16 protein-coding genes and 1 pseudogene are annotated in these 17,703 nt (G+C 69.7%); 10 read left to right on the top strand and 7 right to left on the bottom strand.

Annotation, left to right across the window (positions count from 1 at the left end; all coding sequences use genetic code 11):
* The first annotated feature begins 14 nt into the window (after positions 1–14).
* Both ACHFFZ_RS05860 and ACHFFZ_RS05865 read left to right on the top strand, forming a co-directional pair.
* Positions 15–1,259, top strand: coding sequence for a PspC domain-containing protein (locus ACHFFZ_RS05860; RefSeq protein WP_394275724.1), 1,245 nt, complete (start codon positions 15–17; stop codon positions 1,257–1,259).
* A 10-nt stretch (positions 1,260–1,269) separates the two neighbouring features.
* A complete protein-coding gene (locus tag ACHFFZ_RS05865) occupies positions 1,270–1,962 on the top strand; it encodes a response regulator (protein WP_394275725.1) in 693 nt (230 codons plus the stop codon).
* Between the two features lie 3 nt (positions 1,963–1,965).
* Here ACHFFZ_RS05865 and ACHFFZ_RS05870 read toward each other — a convergent pair whose 3' ends face one another.
* The 4 genes from ACHFFZ_RS05870 to ACHFFZ_RS05885 form a co-directional block, all read right to left on the bottom strand.
* On the bottom strand, positions 1,966–2,148 hold the full coding sequence (locus tag ACHFFZ_RS05870; RefSeq protein ID WP_394275726.1) for a hypothetical protein: 183 nt from the start codon (positions 2,146–2,148) through the stop codon (positions 1,966–1,968).
* The gene (locus tag ACHFFZ_RS05875) at positions 2,141–3,361 is read right to left on the bottom strand and encodes a PspC domain-containing protein (protein ID WP_394275727.1); all 1,221 of its coding nucleotides are present in this window, start codon (positions 3,359–3,361) and stop codon (positions 2,141–2,143) included. The genes ACHFFZ_RS05870 and ACHFFZ_RS05875 overlap by 8 nt, the downstream gene beginning before the upstream one ends.
* A 157-nt stretch (positions 3,362–3,518) precedes the next feature.
* Positions 3,519–3,782, bottom strand: a complete 264-nt coding sequence (locus tag ACHFFZ_RS05880; protein WP_394275728.1) for a GlsB/YeaQ/YmgE family stress response membrane protein — start codon at positions 3,780–3,782, stop codon at positions 3,519–3,521.
* A gap of 129 nt (positions 3,783–3,911) precedes the next feature.
* Positions 3,912–5,159, bottom strand: coding sequence for a phosphatidylserine/phosphatidylglycerophosphate/cardiolipin synthase family protein (locus tag ACHFFZ_RS05885; RefSeq protein ID WP_394275729.1), 1,248 nt, complete (start codon positions 5,157–5,159; stop codon positions 3,912–3,914).
* Positions 5,160–5,232: 73 nt separating this feature from the next.
* Between ACHFFZ_RS05885 and pcrA the strand changes: the two genes are divergently transcribed.
* On the top strand, positions 5,233–7,719 hold the full coding sequence (gene pcrA / locus ACHFFZ_RS05890) for a DNA helicase PcrA (RefSeq protein ID WP_394275730.1): 2,487 nt from the start codon (positions 5,233–5,235) through the stop codon (positions 7,717–7,719).
* A gap of 82 nt (positions 7,720–7,801) precedes the next feature.
* On the opposite strand, the gene ACHFFZ_RS05895 is transcribed toward pcrA, so the two are convergent.
* Both ACHFFZ_RS05895 and ACHFFZ_RS05900 read right to left on the bottom strand, forming a co-directional pair.
* Positions 7,802–8,965 carry a M23 family metallopeptidase gene (locus ACHFFZ_RS05895; RefSeq protein ID WP_394275731.1) on the bottom strand — a complete coding sequence of 388 codons (1,164 nt, stop codon included), beginning with the start codon at positions 8,963–8,965 and terminating at the stop codon, positions 7,802–7,804.
* Positions 8,966–9,104: 139 nt separating this feature from the next.
* The gene (locus ACHFFZ_RS05900) at positions 9,105–10,781 is read right to left on the bottom strand and encodes a hypothetical protein (protein ID WP_394275732.1); all 1,677 of its coding nucleotides are present in this window, start codon (positions 10,779–10,781) and stop codon (positions 9,105–9,107) included.
* Between the two features lie 126 nt (positions 10,782–10,907).
* Here ACHFFZ_RS05900 and ACHFFZ_RS05905 point away from each other — a divergent pair, with 126 nt between their 5' ends.
* The 7 genes from ACHFFZ_RS05905 to ACHFFZ_RS05935 all read left to right on the top strand — a co-directional run bounded on the left by ACHFFZ_RS05905 (position 10,908) and on the right by ACHFFZ_RS05935 (position 17,249).
* The gene (locus ACHFFZ_RS05905; RefSeq protein ID WP_394275733.1) at positions 10,908–12,227 is read left to right on the top strand and encodes a DUF6350 family protein; all 1,320 of its coding nucleotides are present in this window, start codon (positions 10,908–10,910) and stop codon (positions 12,225–12,227) included.
* Positions 12,228–12,268: 41 nt separating this feature from the next.
* Positions 12,269–12,616, top strand: coding sequence for a PadR family transcriptional regulator (locus ACHFFZ_RS05910; protein WP_394275734.1), 348 nt, complete (start codon positions 12,269–12,271; stop codon positions 12,614–12,616).
* Complete coding sequence (locus ACHFFZ_RS05915) at positions 12,613–13,656, top strand: hypothetical protein (RefSeq protein WP_394275735.1); 1,044 nt, start codon at positions 12,613–12,615, stop codon at positions 13,654–13,656. Before ACHFFZ_RS05910 ends, ACHFFZ_RS05915 begins: the two co-directional genes overlap by 4 nt.
* Positions 13,657–13,707: 51 nt before the next feature.
* On the top strand, positions 13,708–14,331 hold the full coding sequence (purN, locus tag ACHFFZ_RS05920) for a phosphoribosylglycinamide formyltransferase (protein WP_394275736.1): 624 nt from the start codon (positions 13,708–13,710) through the stop codon (positions 14,329–14,331).
* Complete coding sequence (gene purH, locus ACHFFZ_RS05925; protein ID WP_394275737.1) at positions 14,328–15,890, top strand: bifunctional phosphoribosylaminoimidazolecarboxamide formyltransferase/IMP cyclohydrolase; 1,563 nt, start codon at positions 14,328–14,330, stop codon at positions 15,888–15,890. The genes purN and purH overlap by 4 nt, the downstream gene beginning before the upstream one ends.
* 151 nt (positions 15,891–16,041) lie before the next feature.
* Positions 16,042–16,914, top strand: a complete 873-nt coding sequence (locus tag ACHFFZ_RS05930) for a bifunctional methylenetetrahydrofolate dehydrogenase/methenyltetrahydrofolate cyclohydrolase (RefSeq protein WP_394275738.1) — start codon at positions 16,042–16,044, stop codon at positions 16,912–16,914.
* Between the two features lie 2 nt (positions 16,915–16,916).
* Positions 16,917–17,249, top strand: coding sequence for a DUF3017 domain-containing protein (locus ACHFFZ_RS05935; protein ID WP_394275739.1), 333 nt, complete (start codon positions 16,917–16,919; stop codon positions 17,247–17,249).
* An 86-nt stretch (positions 17,250–17,335) separates the two neighbouring features.
* On the opposite strand, the pseudogene ACHFFZ_RS05940 reads toward ACHFFZ_RS05935, so the two are convergent.
* Positions 17,336–17,703, bottom strand: a pseudogene (locus ACHFFZ_RS05940) (malate dehydrogenase); the annotation flags it as partial.

Raw genomic sequence — 17,703 nt, forward strand, 5'->3', positions numbered from 1 at the left:
ACCTTGGAAACACGATGAGCAGTCCTGACCTTCCGGCCCTGCGGCCGCAACCGGAGCCCCCGCGTGCCCGCCGCGACGCCGAGCATGCCGTGCTGGGTGGTGTCTGCTCCGGCATCGCGCAGCACCTGGGCTGGTCACCGCTGCTGGTGCGTGGCGGCTTCGTCCTGCTGGCGGGCATGCAGCTGGTGGGCGTGCTGGTCTACGGACTCCTGTGGGTCCTGATGCCCTCGGCGGCGCAGGGGGACAGCGTCGAGGCCCCTGGGCTGGAATCGGCCCGGCGTCAGCAGATGCGCCCCCAACGGCACAGGGAACTCGCCCGCCCCGACGGCGCCTCGCCTGCCGCCCTGGCCCTGGTCGGTGGCGGGGTGGCCCTGCTGGCCCACCGCTTCGGGACCGGCCCGTCGTCGACGATCTTCTGGCCCTTGGCCTTCGCCGCCGCCGGACTGGCGATGGTCTGGCGGCAGGCCGACGCGCAGGACCTCGCCACCAATCGCACGGCCCCGCAACGGTGGAAGGATGCCAGCCGGCTCCTGGTCGGGCTCGCCCTGGTGGGGGTCTCGGTCTCGATCGTCGCCGCCGGCTGGATCGGCATCTCCCAGCTGCCCCAGGTGCTGGGTTTCGCCGTGCTGCTGGTGCTCGGCGTGGGCATCGCCGGTGCCCCGTGGATCACCCGCTGGCGTCGCGCCTCGCGAGAGGCCCACGAACGGGCCCTGCTCGAACGGGCTCGCGCGGACATGGCCGCCCACCTGCACGACTCGGTGCTGCAGACCCTGGCCCTGATCCAACGCCAGTCAGAGGACCCGAAGGCGGTGGCCCAGTTGGCGCGTCGTCAGGAGAAGGAGCTGCGCACCTGGCTCTACGGCGAGGAGCAGACCGAGAGCTCGCTGACGGTGGCGATGCGCACCGCCGTGGACGAGATCGAGGCCGAGCGCGGCATCGACATCGAGCTGGTCTGCGTCGGCGATGCCGAGGGCACATCCCGCACCGACACGGTGGTGCGCGCCGCGAGGGAGGCCATGATGAATGCTGCCAAGCACTCCGGCGCCGACCGGGTCGACGTCTACTGCGAGGTCGACGACGGCCAGGTGGAGGTCTTCGTCCGCGACCGGGGGGTCGGCTTCGACCCCGAGGCCATCGGGGATGACAGGATGGGTGTCAGGCGGTCGATCCTGGACCGGATGGAACGCCACGGCGGCACCGCCCGCATTCGGTCGGCACCCGGTGAAGGCACCGAGGTGCGCCTGGTGATGGAGATCTGAGGAGTTGGACATGCAAGAGCCTGTCGAGACCGCGACCGAGAGCGCCCCGGCCCACGCGGGACCGTGGCGGATCGTGCTGGTCGACGACCACGCCATGTTCCGCGCCGGGGTCCGTCACGAACTGGGAGACTCCGACCAGGTCGAGGTGGTCGGCGAGGGTGAGGACGTCGACACCGCCGTCCAGGCCATCCTGGAGACCCAGCCCGACCTGGTGCTGCTCGACGTGCACCTGCCGGGCGGCGGAGGGGCCGAGGTGGTGCGACGGGTCCATGCCCAGCAACCCGAACGTCGTTTCCTGGCTCTGAGCGTCTCGGATGCGGCCGAGGACGTGATCGGCGTCATCCGTGCCGGCGCCCGGGGCTACGTCACCAAGTCCATCGCCACGCCGGAGCTGCTGGAGGCCATCGACCGGGTGGCCGGCGGGGATGCCGTCTTCTCCCCGCGCCTGGCTGGCTTCGTCCTGGACGCCTTCAGCGGCTCCATCGACGTGGCCGCCGTCGACGAAGAACTGGACCGGCTCAGCCCGCGCGAGCGCGAGGTGATGAAGCTGATCGCGCGCGGCTATGCCTACAAGGAGGTGGCCAAGGAATTGTTCATCTCGATCAAGACCGTCGAGACCCACGTCTCCAGCGTGCTGCGCAAGCTCCAGCTGTCCAACCGCCACCAGCTCACCAAGTGGGCCACCGACCGCAAGCTGGTCTGAGCCTCACCGGCGCCGATGGGCCATCAGGCCGCCGAGCAATCCCAGAACGATCAGCAGGACGGGCCCGGCGACCATCAGTGTCGATATCGGGACGGGGTGCCCGGTGGCGCGGCCCATCAGCACACCGGTGCAGGCCAGCAAGGCCAGTCCCCACAGCAGGGAGGCGATGTCGCGCGGCTCACGCATGGTCCACCTCCGCATTGGCGCCGGTCAGGTGCAGCGTGACGACCAGCCGCGGGTCCTCGGTCTCGGTGCTGTGCCAGCTCCCGTTCTTGATGCCGGCCAGGCTTTCGCCCCCGTCGAAGTCGACGGTGGCGCCGTTGAGGCGATAGTCGACGCGCACCGGTTCCTCGGGAAGGCGCAGGGTGAGGTCGGCTGCAGTGGCGTGGATGGCCAGCCGGCTGGCGGGGCCGGTTGCGGGCAGGCTGAGGTCGGAGAGGTCCACGCGGCTCTCCTGCGCCGTCACCTCCAGCGGATGTGTGGGCAGCTGGGCCGTGCTCGTCCAGTGCACGTCCACAGGCTCCATGGACGTGGGCGACGGCATCGGCAGCAGCGCCGATCCCAGGACCGCGAGGGCCACCGGCAGCGCCATCCGGGGGCGTGGGAGGCGCAGCAGTCCGGCGAGGACCAAGCTCACCGCGATGACTCCCAAGGACAGGGCGTGCAGGGCCGTGCGCTGGTCCTGCACCGGCAGGGAGGGATCCAGGAGGAAGGGCAGCGCGGCCAGCGCCAGCACCACCAGGCCAAGGCGCCAGGAGGGCCGACGTACCCGACGTGGACGGGGCACCGCAGCCAGGGCCGGGGGCGCCGGCAAGTGGATGGTGCCGGGTCGTGGAGTGGCCGTGGGTCCGATGGTGGGTGCGGGGACGGGTGCCAAGGACGTGTGTGACGGTGACGCGAGAGGCACGGGAGCGGCCTGCTCGAGGGCTGCCAGACGACTGGTCCACGCCTCCACGGCGATGGTGAACTCGGACGAGGGCGTCGGCGCGGGGAGTGCCTCGACCGTGCCGGAGCTGTGGTGGGACTGCCTGCGTCCCAGGGTCACGAGGACGAGCAGCACCAGTCCCGGGGCGAGGGACCACGAGGTCAGGGGGGCTGTCAGCAGGCACAGCAGCAGACTGCCGACCAGACCGGTGGCAAGGAGACGCTGGCGGCTCCACTGGGCCACCTGCGGAGAGAACTGTTCGGCGAGGCTCCGACGATGCCCTTGCTGGGGCAGCACAAGCCAACCCCAAGCGTAGAGCAGCACCCCGAATCCGCCACTGAGAGCCAGCAGCAGGGCGGCGACGCGCACCAGCAGCGGATCGACCTGCCACCGGCGGGCCAGGGCCAGGCAGACGCCCGCGACCATCGCCCCGTCACGAGGACGGTGCAGGTCGGGCAAGAGGGTCTGGTCCATGCCACCATCCTGCGCCAGCCGGCCGCCGTGCACCATCGGGAACAACCCTGAGATCCACCGCGTCCGGACACGGCAACAGGGCCCCGGCAATGCCGAGGCCCTGCTCCCGCCGTGCCAGAGGCGACGGCTGATGTCCTTGAGGGGACGAGCGAGCAGGTCAGACGCGCGAGCTGCGGCCCTGGACCCAACCCCAGATGCCGAGCACGATCAGCGCACCGACGACTGCGATCAGCATGGAGCCGATGTTGAAGCCGCTGACCGACTTTCCGAGGATGGCAGAGCCGAGAAAGCCGCCGACCAGGGCGCCTACGATGCCGAGGATGGTGGTCATGATGAAGCCACCCCCCTGGGTTCCGGGCATGATGGCCTTGGCGATGGCGCCGGCAATGAGACCGAAGACGATCCATGCAATGATTCCCATGATGGTTCTCCTTGAGGAAGCTTGGGGGAAGTCCGTACGCCTTCGACGATAGGCAGCGCAGGGTCCACAAGTCACGCGGGCAGGCACGATTTCATCATCGGCAGAATCACCGATCCGTGTGGCAGCGCCTCAGAAGAGGGGGCGCCAGGGGGCCAGCAGGGCCTCGGTTCCCTTGGCCACGATGGATCGGGCGGCCCACTCGTCCCGGTCCAGTTCCACGCAGTTCTGCTCGTCGACCTCCCAGATCTCCTCCATGCGCGCCGCGACGTCACGGTCGAGAAATTCAGCGTTCACCTCATAGTTGCCTGCCAGGCTCAAACGGTCAAGGTTCGCCGTGCCGATGGTGGACCAGAAGCCGTCGATGGTGCAGGTCTTCGCGTGCACCATCGCCCCCTGGTAGAGGAACAGGCGCACGCCATAGCGCAGCAGGTCGTCGTAGAAGCCACGGGAGAGCCAGTCGGCCACCACGTGGTTCGACTGGGCCGGGACGATGATGCGCACGTCGACGCCGCGCCGCACGGCCGCGAAGAACGCTGCCATCAGGTCGTCATCGGGGATCAGGTAGGCCTGGGTCATCCAGATGTGGTCGACGGCCCGGTCGATCGCCTCCAGGTACATGTTGCGGATCGGGTAGACCGAGATCTTCGGCGTGTTGCGGTGCACGCGCACCTGCGTCGCCCAGGAACGCACCCCGGTCTGGACCAGCTCCATCGTCGAGTCGCGATGGTTGCTCAGCACCCCAACATGCCTCAGGTTCCAGTAGTCGACGAAGGCATTCTCGATCTCGGCCACCCCCGGGCCCACCAGCCGGGCATGGGTGTCACGCCAGCGGTCGGCATAGGTGTCGCCGATGTTGTAGCCGCCGATGTAGGCCACCGCATGGTCCACCACCAGCAGCTTGCGGTGGTCGCGGCCGATACTGCGCGGAGTCGGCACCAGGCTCGCCACCAGCGGGTGGCTCTGGACCAGCACATTGCTGGGAAAGTCGAAGAAGGAGCGCGGCACGACGAGGTTGGCGAACTCGTCGTAGACCACGCAGACCCGCACCCCACGGTCGGCCGCCGCCACCAGGGCGTCCTTGAAGCGCTGGCCGGTCTCGTCGCCCTTCCAGATGTAGGTCTCGAAGTAGACGGCCTCCTCCGCCCGCTCGATGTCGGCCAACATGTCCTCGTAGAGGTCATAGCCGAAGGTGTAGATCGTCACCTCGTCCTTGCCCGCCATGACAGGCGTCGGCTCCGAAGTGGGGAAGCGGTAGGGCTGGCGTCCACGGCGCTTGACCGCGTCGACCACGGTCAGCCCCACCGCGGTGGCGACCTGCAGGCCAAGGACCGTGCCCATCGCGCGGGTGGCGAGGCGGCGGATCGCGGGAGCTGTCATGCCCACACGATAGCGGCACCGCGCAAGCTCGTCCCACGGAGCACGCGCACGAACCGAATAGGGTGTACCTGCCATGAGTGATCTTCCCGAGGACCTGTTCAGCAGCTTCCAGCCCACCTCGCCCGCCATCGCGCAGGCCACCGCGCCCGCCGTCGCGCAGTCCGCGCCACGGGCCCGAGCGCACGTCGACGTCGACGCCCTGCTGGGCGGGCTCAACCCGCCGCAGCGCCAGGCCGTCCTGCACGCCGGCGGCCCGGTGCTGGTGGTGGCCGGTGCCGGCTCCGGCAAGACCCGGGTGCTCACCCGACGCATCGCCCACCTCGTGGCCGCCCGCGACGTCCACCCCGGCTCGATCCTCGCCATCACCTTCACCAACAAGGCCGCGGCCGAGATGAAGAGCCGCGTCATCGAGCTGGTGGGCAACCGCGCCAAGCTGATGTGGGTCAGCACCTTCCACTCGGCTTGCGTGCGGATGCTGCGCGCCGACATCGACAAGTTCGGGATGGACCGCAACTTCTCCATCTACGACGACACAGACGCCAAGCGCCTGATGACCCTGGTGGCTCGCGAGCTGGAGCTCGACCCCAAGCGCTACCCGGTGCGCGCCATCATGAACTGGGTCAGCAACTGCAAGAACGAGCTCATCGACCACGAGGCGGCACTGGCGCGCTTCAGCGAGGGCAACGAGAAGGTCCACGCGCAGGCCTATTCCGAGTACCAGCGACGTCTGGTCGCGGCCAATGCACTCGACTTCGACGACCTGATCATGACCACCGTGCACCTGCTGCAGGCCTTCCCCGAGGTGCGCGAGGGCTACCGCCGCCGCTTCCGCCAGGTGCTGGTCGACGAGTACCAGGACACCAACCATGCCCAGTACCAGCTGATCCGCCAGCTCTGCGGCGAGCTGGACGGGGCCACCGAGCAGGCGATGGGCAACAGCCCCCGGGTCAGCGCTCCCGAGCTGATGGTGGTGGGCGACTCCGACCAGTCCATCTACGCCTTCCGTGGCGCCACGATCCGCAACATCCTCGACTTCGAGAGCGACTTCCCCGGTGCCGACACGATCCTGCTGGAACAGAACTACCGCTCCACCCAGAACATCCTGGCGGCGGCCAATGCAGTGATCGGGCACAACCCGAACCGTCCCGAGAAGCGGCTGTGGAGCGACCAGGGCACTGGCGCACTGGTGACCGGCTACGTCGCCGACACCGAGCACGACGAGGCCCAGTTCATCGCCAACGAGATCGACAAGCTCGTCGACGAGGGCAAGGCCCGCCACGGCGAGGTGGCCGTCTTCTACCGCACCAATGCCCAGTCGCGTGCCTTCGAGGAGGTCTTCATCCGCGTCGGACTGCCCTACACGGTGGTCGGTGGCGTGCGCTTCTACGAGCGCAAGGAGATCCGCGACGCCATCAGCTACCTGCGGGCGATCGCCAACCCGGCCGACGACGTGAGCGTGCGACGCATCCTCAACGTCCCCAAGCGGGGCATTGGCGACCGCGCCGAGGCCGCCATCGACCAGCTGGCCCAGTCCGAGCGGATTCCCTTCTCAGAAGCCCTGAACCGGGCCAGCGAGGCCCCCGGTATCGCCACCCGCAGCTTCAAGCAGATCAAGGCCTTCGCCGAGATGATGGCCGCCCACCGCCAGATGGTCGTCGACGGGGTGAGGGCCGACGAGGTGCTCACCAGCATCCTCAAGGCCTCGGGTTACCTGGCCGAGCTGGAGAACTCCAAGGACCCCCAGGACGAGACACGCCTGGAGAACCTGGTGGAGTTGGTGGCCGTCGCGGGTGAGTTCGTGGCCGCGGCCCATGCTGTCGACCTGTCCCGGGAGGGGGAGGGGGAGGGGCTCACCGAGGAAGAGGTGGCCCTGCTGCCCGAGCCGGACGACTCGCTGCCGGCCTTCCTCGAGCGCATCGCCCTGGTGGCCGACTCCGACCAGATCCCCGACGCCGATGCCGACGACCAGGGCGTGGTGACCCTGATGACCCTGCACACCGCCAAGGGACTGGAGTTCGACACCGTCTTCCTGACCGGTTTCGAGGACGGCGTCTTCCCGCACATGCGGGCGTTGATGGACCGCGACGAGCTGCAGGAGGAGCGACGGCTGGCCTATGTGGGCATCACGCGCGCCCGCCAGCAGCTCTACCTGACCCGCGCCGCGGTGCGCACCGCCTGGGGATCGCCGCAGTACAACCCCGCCAGCCGTTTCCTGGAGGAGATCCCGGCCGAGCTGATGGACTGGCGACGCACGGGTGCCGCCCTGACCGGGTGGGCCAGCACGTCAGCGACGCGCACCGTGCAGGCTCGCCAGGGTGGTGGCTTCAGCAGCCGCACGCTAGGGGGACGTTCCAGTGGCCCCAGCTTGGGCAGTGGCGCCCCAAAGGTCAAGACGGTGGCGAGCGTCAGTCCGGGGGAGCGGGTGCTGCACTCCACCTTCGGTCTGGGCACGGTGGTGTCCACCTCGGGTAGTGGGGACGCGATGAAGGCCGACGTGGACTTCGGCTCGGCCGGCCTCAAGCGGCTCAGCCTGAAGCATGCCCCGATGGAGAAGCTCTGAGGCAGGCGTCGACCGGGGTGTCCCGGACGCGAAGTGGCCCCACAGACCCAAGGTCTGCGGGGCCACTGTCGTGGTGCTGGGATCAGACGTGCACACCCATGGTCAGCAGGAAGGTGACCGGGTTGCTGGTCGAGTAGACATCACCCGGGGTGGTGCCCTTGGGGTAGTACTCGAAGTGCAGGTGGGGCCCGAAGGTACGGCCCTTCATGCCCACATAGCCCACGACCTGGCCGGCCTTGACGACCTGGCCGGGCTGGACGGTGTAACGGCTCATGTGCGCGTACAGGGTGGAACCGCCGTTGCCGTGGTGCAGGACCAGGGCGGAGTCGCCGGCCCAGCCCTGGCAGCCGCCGCAGTTGGTGGCGGCCACGCCGTCGGCCACGGCATAGATCGGGGTGCCGACCGCGGCCGGGAAGTCCTGGCCGGTGTGCCAGCGTGACCAGGAGCCGTACTGGCCCCAAGAGGCGCCGACGGAGTACTTGCCGGCGGGAAGCGGGGTGGAGCCACCGCCGCCGCTGACGGCGCCGGGGATGGCGTCCATCGGGGCCTCGGTGGGGGCGTCGGCAGGGCGATCGGCCGAAGCAGTCTTGTCGGCCGCCGACTTCTTGTCCGAGGCAGCCTTGTCGGCAGCCTTCTTCAGCTTCGCCTCAGCCTTCTTCTTCTCCTCGGCGATGCGTCCGGCCTCGGCCTTCACGCGCTTGAGATCGGCCTCGATCTGGTCAGTGCGGTTCTCGGCGGCGGCGCCGGCGGCCTCCTCGACGACGGTGTCGTTGACCTCGTCCAGGGTGGCCTGGCGCTCGACGGCACCCTCGGCGGCCACGGCCTTGCTCAGCTCGGTGCGGGCGGCATTGCGCGAGATGGTCCCGCGTCCGGCGAAGGCGGCCAAGGTGCCATTGGACTGGCCCTGCACGCGGCGGGCCTGGGCCACCTGCGACTGGACCTGCTGCTCCATGGTGAGCGGATCCGGAGCCGCGACGGCACGCGTGACGTCCTTGCTGTTCTTGTCGGTGGAGACGGTGGCGGTGTCGACACGCTCCGAGTGCGCCGAGGAGGCGGCGACGACGCCGCCGACGGTGACGACGGCCAGCGCGCTCACGGCCAGCGCGGCGATGCTGCGCTTGAGCACGCCCTTCTCGGGCTCCTGCTCTGCCGTGTCGAGGACGCTGTCGAAGTCGAGCTCGTCAGGGGTCTCGTCGACCTCCAGTACGCGCTTGGCACGTACCCTCCGGAATGGAGTGTGGGACACGGTTCTCCTAGGTGCACAGACAGTGGTCTCATCCTACGGCGTGCGGCTACCCCTGACGAGGTCCTGCCCGGCACGCCCGGACGGTCTCGATCTCTCAAGACTTCGAAACCTTAGCATTTCTCAGGAAGCATAACCCAATTCAGGGTAGCTGTGTAGCGCGCTGGGCGGCCCGCACAGTGACCTGCTGGAACTTGGCCGAACCCAGGTCATAGGAGGTCGAAGGGTTGTTGACCAGGTAGATCACCTTGTTGTCGACCACGGCGACGCCCGTGCGGAAGCGTGCCGTCTCGGTTCCGCCCAAGCTCTGCTGCACCAGCAGGGTGGCCCCCGCCACCTTCTTGCGGCCCACGGAGGAGGTCACCTGAGCAGACTCCGAAACCTTGGCCGTGGCCAGGCGTGAAGGGCAGTTCTTCAGGTTCGAGGCGAGGGTGTTCGCGAACTGGGCCGCCTGACGGGCGTCCTTGAAGGTGAACAGGACCTCGTCCATGCCATAGGTGCGCGGGGCCGCATTGTCCTGGGTCATCTGGTAGGTGCGCTGCTCTCGCTGCGTGGGGCCGGCCACGGAGGCCAGCGTCATGTTCTCGCACTCGCTGCCGGGGGCCACCACGTTCGACGCGTCGGTGACGGTCCACAGGCCCGCGCGCGGCGAGACGCGGGGGATGTCGGAGATGCTGAGCCAGCCCATCGGCTCGGTGGCGGCCGGGATGGCCTCGGCCACCTTCGGTTGCGTGGCGCACCTGCCGGTCGAGCGTGCGCACTGCCGGTTCACCGCCGCGGCGGCGGAGTTGAGCACGTTCGCCGCGGGGGCGGGCTGGTTGGCCTGGGTGACGTCGAGCGCGTGGACGGTGGTGCCGGTGCGCAGCAGCAGGACGGTGTGGTACTCGGCGATGTCATCCTGGCGGGCGACGGTGACCAGCCGGGCCGCGTCCCCGGCATTTCCGACGGCAGTGTTCGAATGGATCCACAGCGGCTCGTTGTCGCAGGCGGCCAGGTTGGTGGCCCGGGCCTCGAAGGCCTTGCTGGCATCGGCGACCGAGGCGAAGTTGTCCACCTGGTGCAGGGCGGCCAGGCCCCTGGTGGAGGTGGTGGTCAGCGTCCGCTGCCGGGTGATCGTCGGATTGGGCTGTCCGGTGGTGTTGGGCTGGCAGATCACCTTCGGTGAGGTGGGCGTCAGCCGGCTCAGCGTGCTGGCCACGGTCCATCCCTGCTTGGGGGTGATGGCCTCGGCATCCTTGGCGGTCAGCAGGTCGGCTTCGGTGACCGCCGGAGGAGTGGTCGCGCTCGGCGTGGGTGTCGGCGTGATCACCACGACGGGCTTGTCGGTCAGCGAGTGGACCACGGCGAAAGCGACCAGGGCTGCGACGAGCGCGCCGGCGAGCCAGGGCAGCCAGGCCATCGGCCGCGAGCCGGGCCGGGCGGCGTGGGCACCGGAGGAGTCGGGCTCGCAGAGACGGCGCTGGGCCGCGGCGGCACCGATCGCTGCGGCGGCGTGCAGGGGGTTGGGCTCCTCGGTGGATCCATCGGCCGTCTCGGCCTCGTCCGGGGTCACCGGCGCTGTGTCCTCGAAGACGTCGATCGGCTCGTCGGGCAGGTCCTCGGTCTCAGTGGACTCCGGGGCCAGCGCGCCGACGATCTCGGAGGTGCGCCGCTCCTCGCCCACGGCGGGGCGCATCCAGGCGCTGTGGTCGCCCGATTCCTCGGCGATGCCCTCGGTTGCTGGGGTGGCTGCATCCTCTGCTGGGGTAGGGTCAGTGCCGCCCTGAGGGGTGTCCACGTCGGCATCGCTGCGGGGATGCTGGCTCTGCTCGTCGTCCACGAGGATCCTCCGGAAGTGCTCGAAGCGGGGCAGGGCCCCTTGTCATGACCTCCACGGAGCTTACCCGGCCTCGTGGCCAGCAGCGGTCATTTGCCGCGCGCACCACCGATCGGAAGGACTTGCACCATGGGATGGCGACGTCAGGCCGACAGGGCTCGTGCCCAGGGGCCGGCCAGCGGGCGGGGCTCCACCACGGCGCAGAACTGGACGATGGGCCGCATCCGCCTGGGCGGCTCGTCCCCGCGTGAGAGGGGCGACGGCTCCCAGGCGCGCTCCGGCCCATGGCTGCCCTGGCCTCTGCTGGCCGTCGGTGCAGCAGTGCTCACCGCCCTCACCGGCTGGTTGCCGCCGGTCCTGCTGGCGGTCATCGGGTGGGTGCAGGCCCCGGACCTGGGTTTCTGGAGCGTGCTCGGACTGGGAACCCGTGGCTGGCTGCTCGCCCACGGCGCCGGGGCCGAGCTGGACGGACGGGCGCTGACCGTGGTCCCCCTGGGGGTCACTGCACTGGTGCTCTTCGTCGGGGCGGCCCTGAGTGGGATGGTGGCCCAGCAAGCGCGCCAGGAGGCGGCTCCCGAACTGTCCCAGCGGCAACGCCGTGACATGACACTGCGGGTGGCTGTCGCCTTTGTCATCTCCTATGTGGTGTGCGTGCTGTTCGGATGCGCCCTGGCCGACACCGCCAACCAGACCGGACGGGCCCTGCTGGGGGCGATCGTGCTCGGTGCCGCGTGCTCCCTGGTGGGAGCCGGCCGGGCGCTCGACTGGCGCCCCACGCAATGGTGGCCGAACTGGGCGCGTGCAGTGCCCCGGGCCGTCGTGGCCGGGCTCGCGGTGATGGTGGCCACGGGTGCCCTCGTGGTGGCGCTCGCCCTGCTGCTGCACCGCCAGCAGGTCGTGACCCTGCACGACAGCCTGGCGGCGGGCACGGTCGGATCCCTGGTGATCCTGGCGCTGCAGCTGGCCTGGCTGCCCAACCTCGTGCTCTGGGGGGCCTCCTGGGCCCTAGGGGCCGGCTTCACCCTCGGGACCGGCACCATCGTCTCCCCGGCGCACACCCTGATCGGCATGCTGCCGGCGATTCCCGTGCTCGGGGCCGTCGGGCCCAATGGTCCGGGGCCCTGGCCACACCTGCTGTGGATGGCCAGCGGAATCCTCGCCGGGGCCGTGGCTGCCTGGGAGGTGGTGCGCCAGCTGCCCGGGGCCCGCGCCGACGTCACCAGCCTCACCGGAGGGCTGGCCGGAGTGCTCACCGGAGCCTGCCTGTGGCTGCTGGCCGCGGCCTCCAACGGGGCACTCGGCGACCAGCGCCTGGCCGAGGTCGGGGCTCGGCTGGTGCCGCTGGCCGTCATGGCTCCCACCGTGATGGGCATCGCCGGGTTGCTGACCGGCCTGGTCCTCGGGCTCGCCGGGCCGGGGCGCCCCGCGGGGGAGAAGGAGCACGAGTGATGCTCCTTGCGGCATATCTAGGAATGAATCATACTTAGTGCATGGAGGAAGTCCCCGCCCACTGGCCGACGCCCTGGATCCGCGCCAGCCTGGAACTGGCAATCCTGTCGGTGCTCACCGGCGGTGATCTGCACGGCTATGCCATCGCCGAGCGTCTCGCCGACGCCGGCATGGGGCGACTGAAGGGCGGCTCGCTCTACCCCGTCCTCGCGCGGCTGGAAGAAGCGGCGTTGGTGGAGGCCGTCTGGCAGCCGGGGAGCTCTGGGCCCCGGCGCAAGGCCTATGCGATCACTCCATCGGGCCGGGAGGAACGACGCCGCCTGCTGGAGCAGTGGAACGGACTCACCCTCCTGCTCATTGAGACCCTGCCCCAAGGAGGTTCGTCATGACCGAGGCGCTCCCTGTCGAACGATTCGAGCAGCTGCGCGGTGAACCAGACGACGGCAGCTGGGCAGGCACGGTGCAGCTGCGGCTGCTGCAGGGCCAACTCGATCCCCGCGAGGTCGACCGCCTGATGGGCCAGGTCGAACAGGCAGTGGTCGACAGCGGCGAAGGCCCCGAGACGCTCTACGGTGACCCCTCGGCCTGGGCCGAGGAGGCGCTCGCCGAGGCCAGTCAGCAGGGGGCGACCTTCGTCGACAACGACAGCAGCCCCGCCGAGCTGGTGACCGTCGCCCTCTTCCTGGCCGCGGTCGGATCTGTGATGGCCTTCCTTGCGGCGGCAGCCAAGGCCCTACTGGGCAGGGGCAGCTGGACCGTGGACTGGCCGGTGGCACTGACCGTGCTGCCGGCGGGGATGGCCGTACTGGCCGTGGGGGCCATCACCCTGCGGGAGCGGCTCGTCCATCGCCTGGCCGCGGGGTGGGCGACAGCGGTGATGGCCGCCGCCATGGCACCTGTCGTGATGGGTGCCGGATGGCTTGCCCTGCGGGCCGGCAGCCTGGGCAGCCACTCTGCGTGGTGGTGGCTGGCCCAGGCTGCCCTGTGGGCGGCGCTGGCTGCGCTGGCCGCGCGAGTGCTCCCCGACCCCGGCGGCCGGAGGGTGCCGACGGCCGGGATGGATGACGTGCAGTGGGTGGCCGAGACCCGCACCCGGCTGCGGGAACGCGGAGACCTCACAGAGAGGCAGGTCACCCAGGCACTCGACGAGGCGCGAAGCCACGCGCAGCAGTCGGGGACAGCCCTGGCCGAGGAGTTCGGCAGTCCCATCGGCTACGCCCGCTCCCTGCCGGGCAGTGAGGTGACCCGCAGGAGGCGCGAAACCTTGCTGTGGGCCATCGCGACCGTCGTCTACGGCTGGCTGGCGCTCGACACCACGGACGGCGGTTTCTGGCGCTGGGTCGGACCGGCCCTCGCCCTGATTGCCGGGGTGCTGACGCTGCGAGCAATGTTGCGGTGGCAGCGTGCCCGCCGGCGCACTCGGCCGTGAGGCGGACCGCGCGTGGGGCAGCGGGAGTGCATCGGCCGATATGGTGGGCGAGTGACCTGTCGTGTGCTCGTCCTCGTCTCCGGTAGCGGAACCCTCCTGCAGTCCCTGATCGATGCCCGTGCCGACGGCCGGCTCGACGCCGAGCTCGTCGCTGTCGGGTCCGACGTGCCCGACTGTCGCGGCCTGGAGCGAGCCCGGACGGTCGGCATCCCCACCTTCTGCCACCCCATGCCCACCCTGCTGCGCCGCGGCAGCCAGGAGCGGCGCGACTGGGACCAGCAGCTGGCCGACCTGGTGGCCGTCCACCAGCCCGACCTGGTGGTCTCGGCCGGCTTCATGAAACTGCTCGACGAGCCCTTCATGGCCCGCTTTGGCGACCGCATCATCAACACCCACCCGGCAATGCTGCCGGCCTTCCCCGGAGCCCACGCCGTGCGCGACGCACTCGCCGCCGGCGCAACCAGCACCGGGGCGTCGATCTTCTGGGTCAGCGACGGCGTCGACGACGGCGAGCTGATCACCCAGGAAGCCGTCGATGTCCTGCCCGGCGACGACGAAGAAAGCCTCCACGAGCGGATCAAGGTCGTCGAGCGGCGCCTGCTCGTCGAGGTGGTCAACCAGCTTGCCCGCCACCCGCGGACACAACAAGAACCCACCACAGGAGAAACCGCATGAGCGAGTCCCGTCAGCCGATCCGCCGCGCCCTGGTCAGCGTCTACGACAAGACCGGCCTGGTCGACCTGGGCAAGGCCCTGGCCGAGGCCGGCGTCGAGCTGGTCAGCACCGGCGGCTCCTATTCCAAGCTGGTCGAGGCCGGCCTGCAGGTCACCGAGGTGGCCGAGCTCACCGGCTTCCCCGAGTGCCTCGACGGCCGCGTGAAGACCCTGCACCCCAAGGTGCACGCCGGGATCCTCGCCGACCGTCGCCTGGAGGGCCACCGCAGCCAGCTCGACGAGATGGGCATCGCCCCCTTCGACCTGGTCGTCAGCAACCTGTACCCCTTCGCCCAGACCGTCGCGTCGGGCGCAAGTGTCGACGAGTGCGTCGAACAGATCGACATCGGCGGACCCTCCATGGTGCGCGCGGCCGCCAAGAACCACCCGAGCGTCGCCATCGTCACCTCGCCCGCCCAGTACGCCGAGCTCGTCGAGGCCCTCAAGGCCGGCGGCACCACCCTGGAGCAGCGTAAGACGCTGGCCCTGGCCGCCTTCCAGCACACCGCCGCCTATGACATGACCGTCGCCTCATGGATGGGCCAGGCGCTGGTCGACGGCACCCAGGGCACCGGCTTCCCCGACGAGCTCTTCGGCACCTACGAGCGCAAGACCGTGCTGCGCTACGGCGAGAACAGCCACCAGCAGGCCGCCCTCTACACCAAGGGATTCGGCGCCGAGGGCCTCGCCCAGGCCGAGCAGCTCGGCGGCAAGGAGATGAGCTACAACAACTACGTCGACACCTTTGCCGCACACCGCGCGGCCTACGACTTCGACGAGCCGGCCGTGGCCATCATCAAGCACGCCAACCCGTGTGGCATCGCCGTGGGCGCCGACATCGCCGAAGCCCACCGCAAGGCCCACGAGTGCGACTCATTGAGCGCCTTCGGCGGTGTCATCGCCGCCAACCAGACCGTCACCGTCGCCATGGCCGCGCAGGTCAAGCCCGTCTTCACCGAGGTGATCGTCGCGCCCGACTTCGAGCCCGAGGCGCTGGATATCCTGCAGACCAAGAAGAACCTGCGCATCCTCAAGTGTGCCGCCCCCCAGCGCGGTGGCATCGAGACCCGCGACATCGACGGTGGCCTGCTGGTGCAGCAGGTCGACGCGCTGCAGGCCGACGGCGACCGCCCCGAGAGCTGGATCCTGGCCGCCGGTGAGGCAGTCGACGAGCAGACGCTGGCCGACCTCGCCTTCGCCTGGAAGGCCTGCCGCTCGGTGAAGTCCAATGCGATCCTGCTGGCCAGCGATGGCGCCTCGGTGGGTGTCGGCATGGGCCAGGTGAACCGCGTCGACAGCTGCAAGCTGGCCGTCGAGCGGGCCGGTGAGCGCGCCGCCGGATCGGTTGCCGCCTCCGATGCCTTCTTCCCCTTCAGTGACGGACCCCAGATCCTCATCGACGGCGGCGTGAAGGCCATCGTCGAGCCGGGCGGCTCGATTCGCGACGAGGAGACCATCCAGCTGTGCAAGGACAAGGGCATCGCCCTCTACTTCACCGGTACGCGCCACTTCTTCCACTGAGCAAGGACCCAAGGACCCTCCCCGAAACAGACGAATTGCTGCATCTCGATCTGTTTTGCACCTTCACATCGTCGTGAAGCGTCTGTTTCGGGGAGGGAGGGGAGCTGAATGCGTCGGTAGGCTGGAGCCACCCACCTCACGAAGGAGCCGCATGACTGCACAGAAGATCGATGGCAAGGCAGTTGCCGCCCAGACCAAGGACGAGCTCAAGACCCGCGTCGACGCGCTGCGGGCCAAGGGCATCGTGCCGGGGCTGGGTACCGTCCTGGTGGGTGCTGACCCGGCCAGCCAGATCTACGTGGGTGGCAAGCACAAGGACTGCGCACAGGTGGGTATCGAGTCCATCCGCGTCGACCTGCCGGCCGAGACAACGCAGGAGCAGCTCGAGCAGGCGCTCGTCGAGCTCAACGAGAACCCCGACTGCACCGGCTACATCGTGCAGCTGCCCCTGCCGGACCACCTGGACGAGCACCGGGCCCTGGCGATGATCGATCCGGACAAGGATGCCGACGGCCTGGCCCCGGCCAGCCTGGGCAAGCTCGTCCTGACCGAGCCCGGGCCGCTGCCCTGCACGCCGCGCGGCATCGTCGAGCTGCTGCGGCACTACGACGTGCCGCTGGCCGGTGCCGAGGTCTGCGTCGTGGGCCGTGGCACCACGGTCGGGCGGCCACTGGGCCTGTTGCTGACCCGCAAGAGCGAGAACGCCACCGTGACGTTGTGCCACACCGGCACCAAGGACCTCGCCGCGCACACCCGTCAGGCCGACATCGTGGTGGCGGCCGTGGGCCGTCCCGGTTTCCTGACCGCCGACATGGTCAAGCCCGGCGCCGTCGTGATCGACGTGGGCGTCAGCCGCGTTGATGGCAAACCGGTCGGCGATGTCGCCCCCGATGTCTGGGAGGTGGCCAGTCTGGTGACCCCCAACCCCGGTGGCGTGGGCCCGATGACCCGGGCGATGCTGCTGAGCAATGTGGTGGACCGCGCCGAGGCGATGGCCGCCAGCCAGGACGCGCAGAAGGCCTGATCGTGACCACCAGCGCGGAGGACTCCGACACCGCCCGGGCGCGAGCCAGGGCGCTGGCCGGCGGACGCAGCCTGAACCAGTGGCCGCTCGTCGCGGTGCTGTGCTGCCTGGTCGCGTCCCTTGGTGTGGTCGCGACCGGGCACTGGCGCCGGGGATCCTTCGCGGTCGGGTGCAGCGTCCTGCTGGCCGGCCTGCTCAGGGCCCTCCTGCCGTCCCGCATTGCCGGGCTGCTGGTGGTGCGCGGACGGTGGTTCGACACGGCCTTGCTGGCCTTGGGCGGGGGCGCGATGATCGCCCTCACCTTGGTGGTGCCGCACTCACCACCGAATCGCTGAGCTGCCGGGCCCTCGAGAACCCCCCAGGATGAGCAGTGGCCCCCACCAGGCGGTGGGGGCCACTGTCACGCTGTGTGGGGGAGCGGTCAGATCAGACCGAGTTCCTTGACGGCGTCGCGCTCCTCGGCGAGCTCCTGGGCGGAGGCGTCGATGCGGGCGCGGCTGAAATCATTGATCTCCAGGCCCTGGACGATCTCCCACTTGCCGTCGGTGATGGTGACGGGGAAGGAGGAGATGAGGCCCTCGGGAACGCCGTAGGAGCCGTCCGAGACGACGCCCATGCTGGTCCAGTCGCCGCCGACGGTGCCCAGCTCCCAGTCGTGCATGCAGGAGGCGGTGGCATTGGCGGCCGAGGCGCGGCTCGACAGGCCGGTGGCGTCGATGATCTCCGCGCCACGCTTGGCAACCTTCGGGATGAAGGTCTCCTTCACCCACTCGTTGTCGTTGAGACATT

This window comes from Luteococcus sp. (assembly GCF_043424415.1).
Classification (GTDB): domain Bacteria; phylum Actinomycetota; class Actinomycetes; order Propionibacteriales; family Propionibacteriaceae; genus Luteococcus.

Coding starts and splice junctions, on each gene's coding strand:
- ACHFFZ_RS05905 (WP_394275733.1), top strand. CDS start 10,908: ATGGGATGGCGACGTCAGGCCGACAGGGCTCGTGCCCAGGGGCCGGCC.
- ACHFFZ_RS05875 (WP_394275727.1), bottom strand. CDS start 3,361: ATGGACCAGACCCTCTTGCCCGACCTGCACCGTCCTCGTGACGGGGCG.
- ACHFFZ_RS05885 (WP_394275729.1), bottom strand. CDS start 5,159: ATGACAGCTCCCGCGATCCGCCGCCTCGCCACCCGCGCGATGGGCACG.
- pcrA (WP_394275730.1), top strand. CDS start 5,233: ATGAGTGATCTTCCCGAGGACCTGTTCAGCAGCTTCCAGCCCACCTCG.
- ACHFFZ_RS05880 (WP_394275728.1), bottom strand. CDS start 3,782: ATGGGAATCATTGCATGGATCGTCTTCGGTCTCATTGCCGGCGCCATC.
- ACHFFZ_RS05860 (WP_394275724.1), top strand. CDS start 15: ATGAGCAGTCCTGACCTTCCGGCCCTGCGGCCGCAACCGGAGCCCCCG.
- ACHFFZ_RS05870 (WP_394275726.1), bottom strand. CDS start 2,148: ATGCGTGAGCCGCGCGACATCGCCTCCCTGCTGTGGGGACTGGCCTTG.
- purH (WP_394275737.1), top strand. CDS start 14,328: ATGAGCGAGTCCCGTCAGCCGATCCGCCGCGCCCTGGTCAGCGTCTAC.
- ACHFFZ_RS05865 (WP_394275725.1), top strand. CDS start 1,270: ATGCAAGAGCCTGTCGAGACCGCGACCGAGAGCGCCCCGGCCCACGCG.
- ACHFFZ_RS05930 (WP_394275738.1), top strand. CDS start 16,042: ATGACTGCACAGAAGATCGATGGCAAGGCAGTTGCCGCCCAGACCAAG.
- ACHFFZ_RS05915 (WP_394275735.1), top strand. CDS start 12,613: ATGACCGAGGCGCTCCCTGTCGAACGATTCGAGCAGCTGCGCGGTGAA.
- ACHFFZ_RS05910 (WP_394275734.1), top strand. CDS start 12,269: ATGGAGGAAGTCCCCGCCCACTGGCCGACGCCCTGGATCCGCGCCAGC.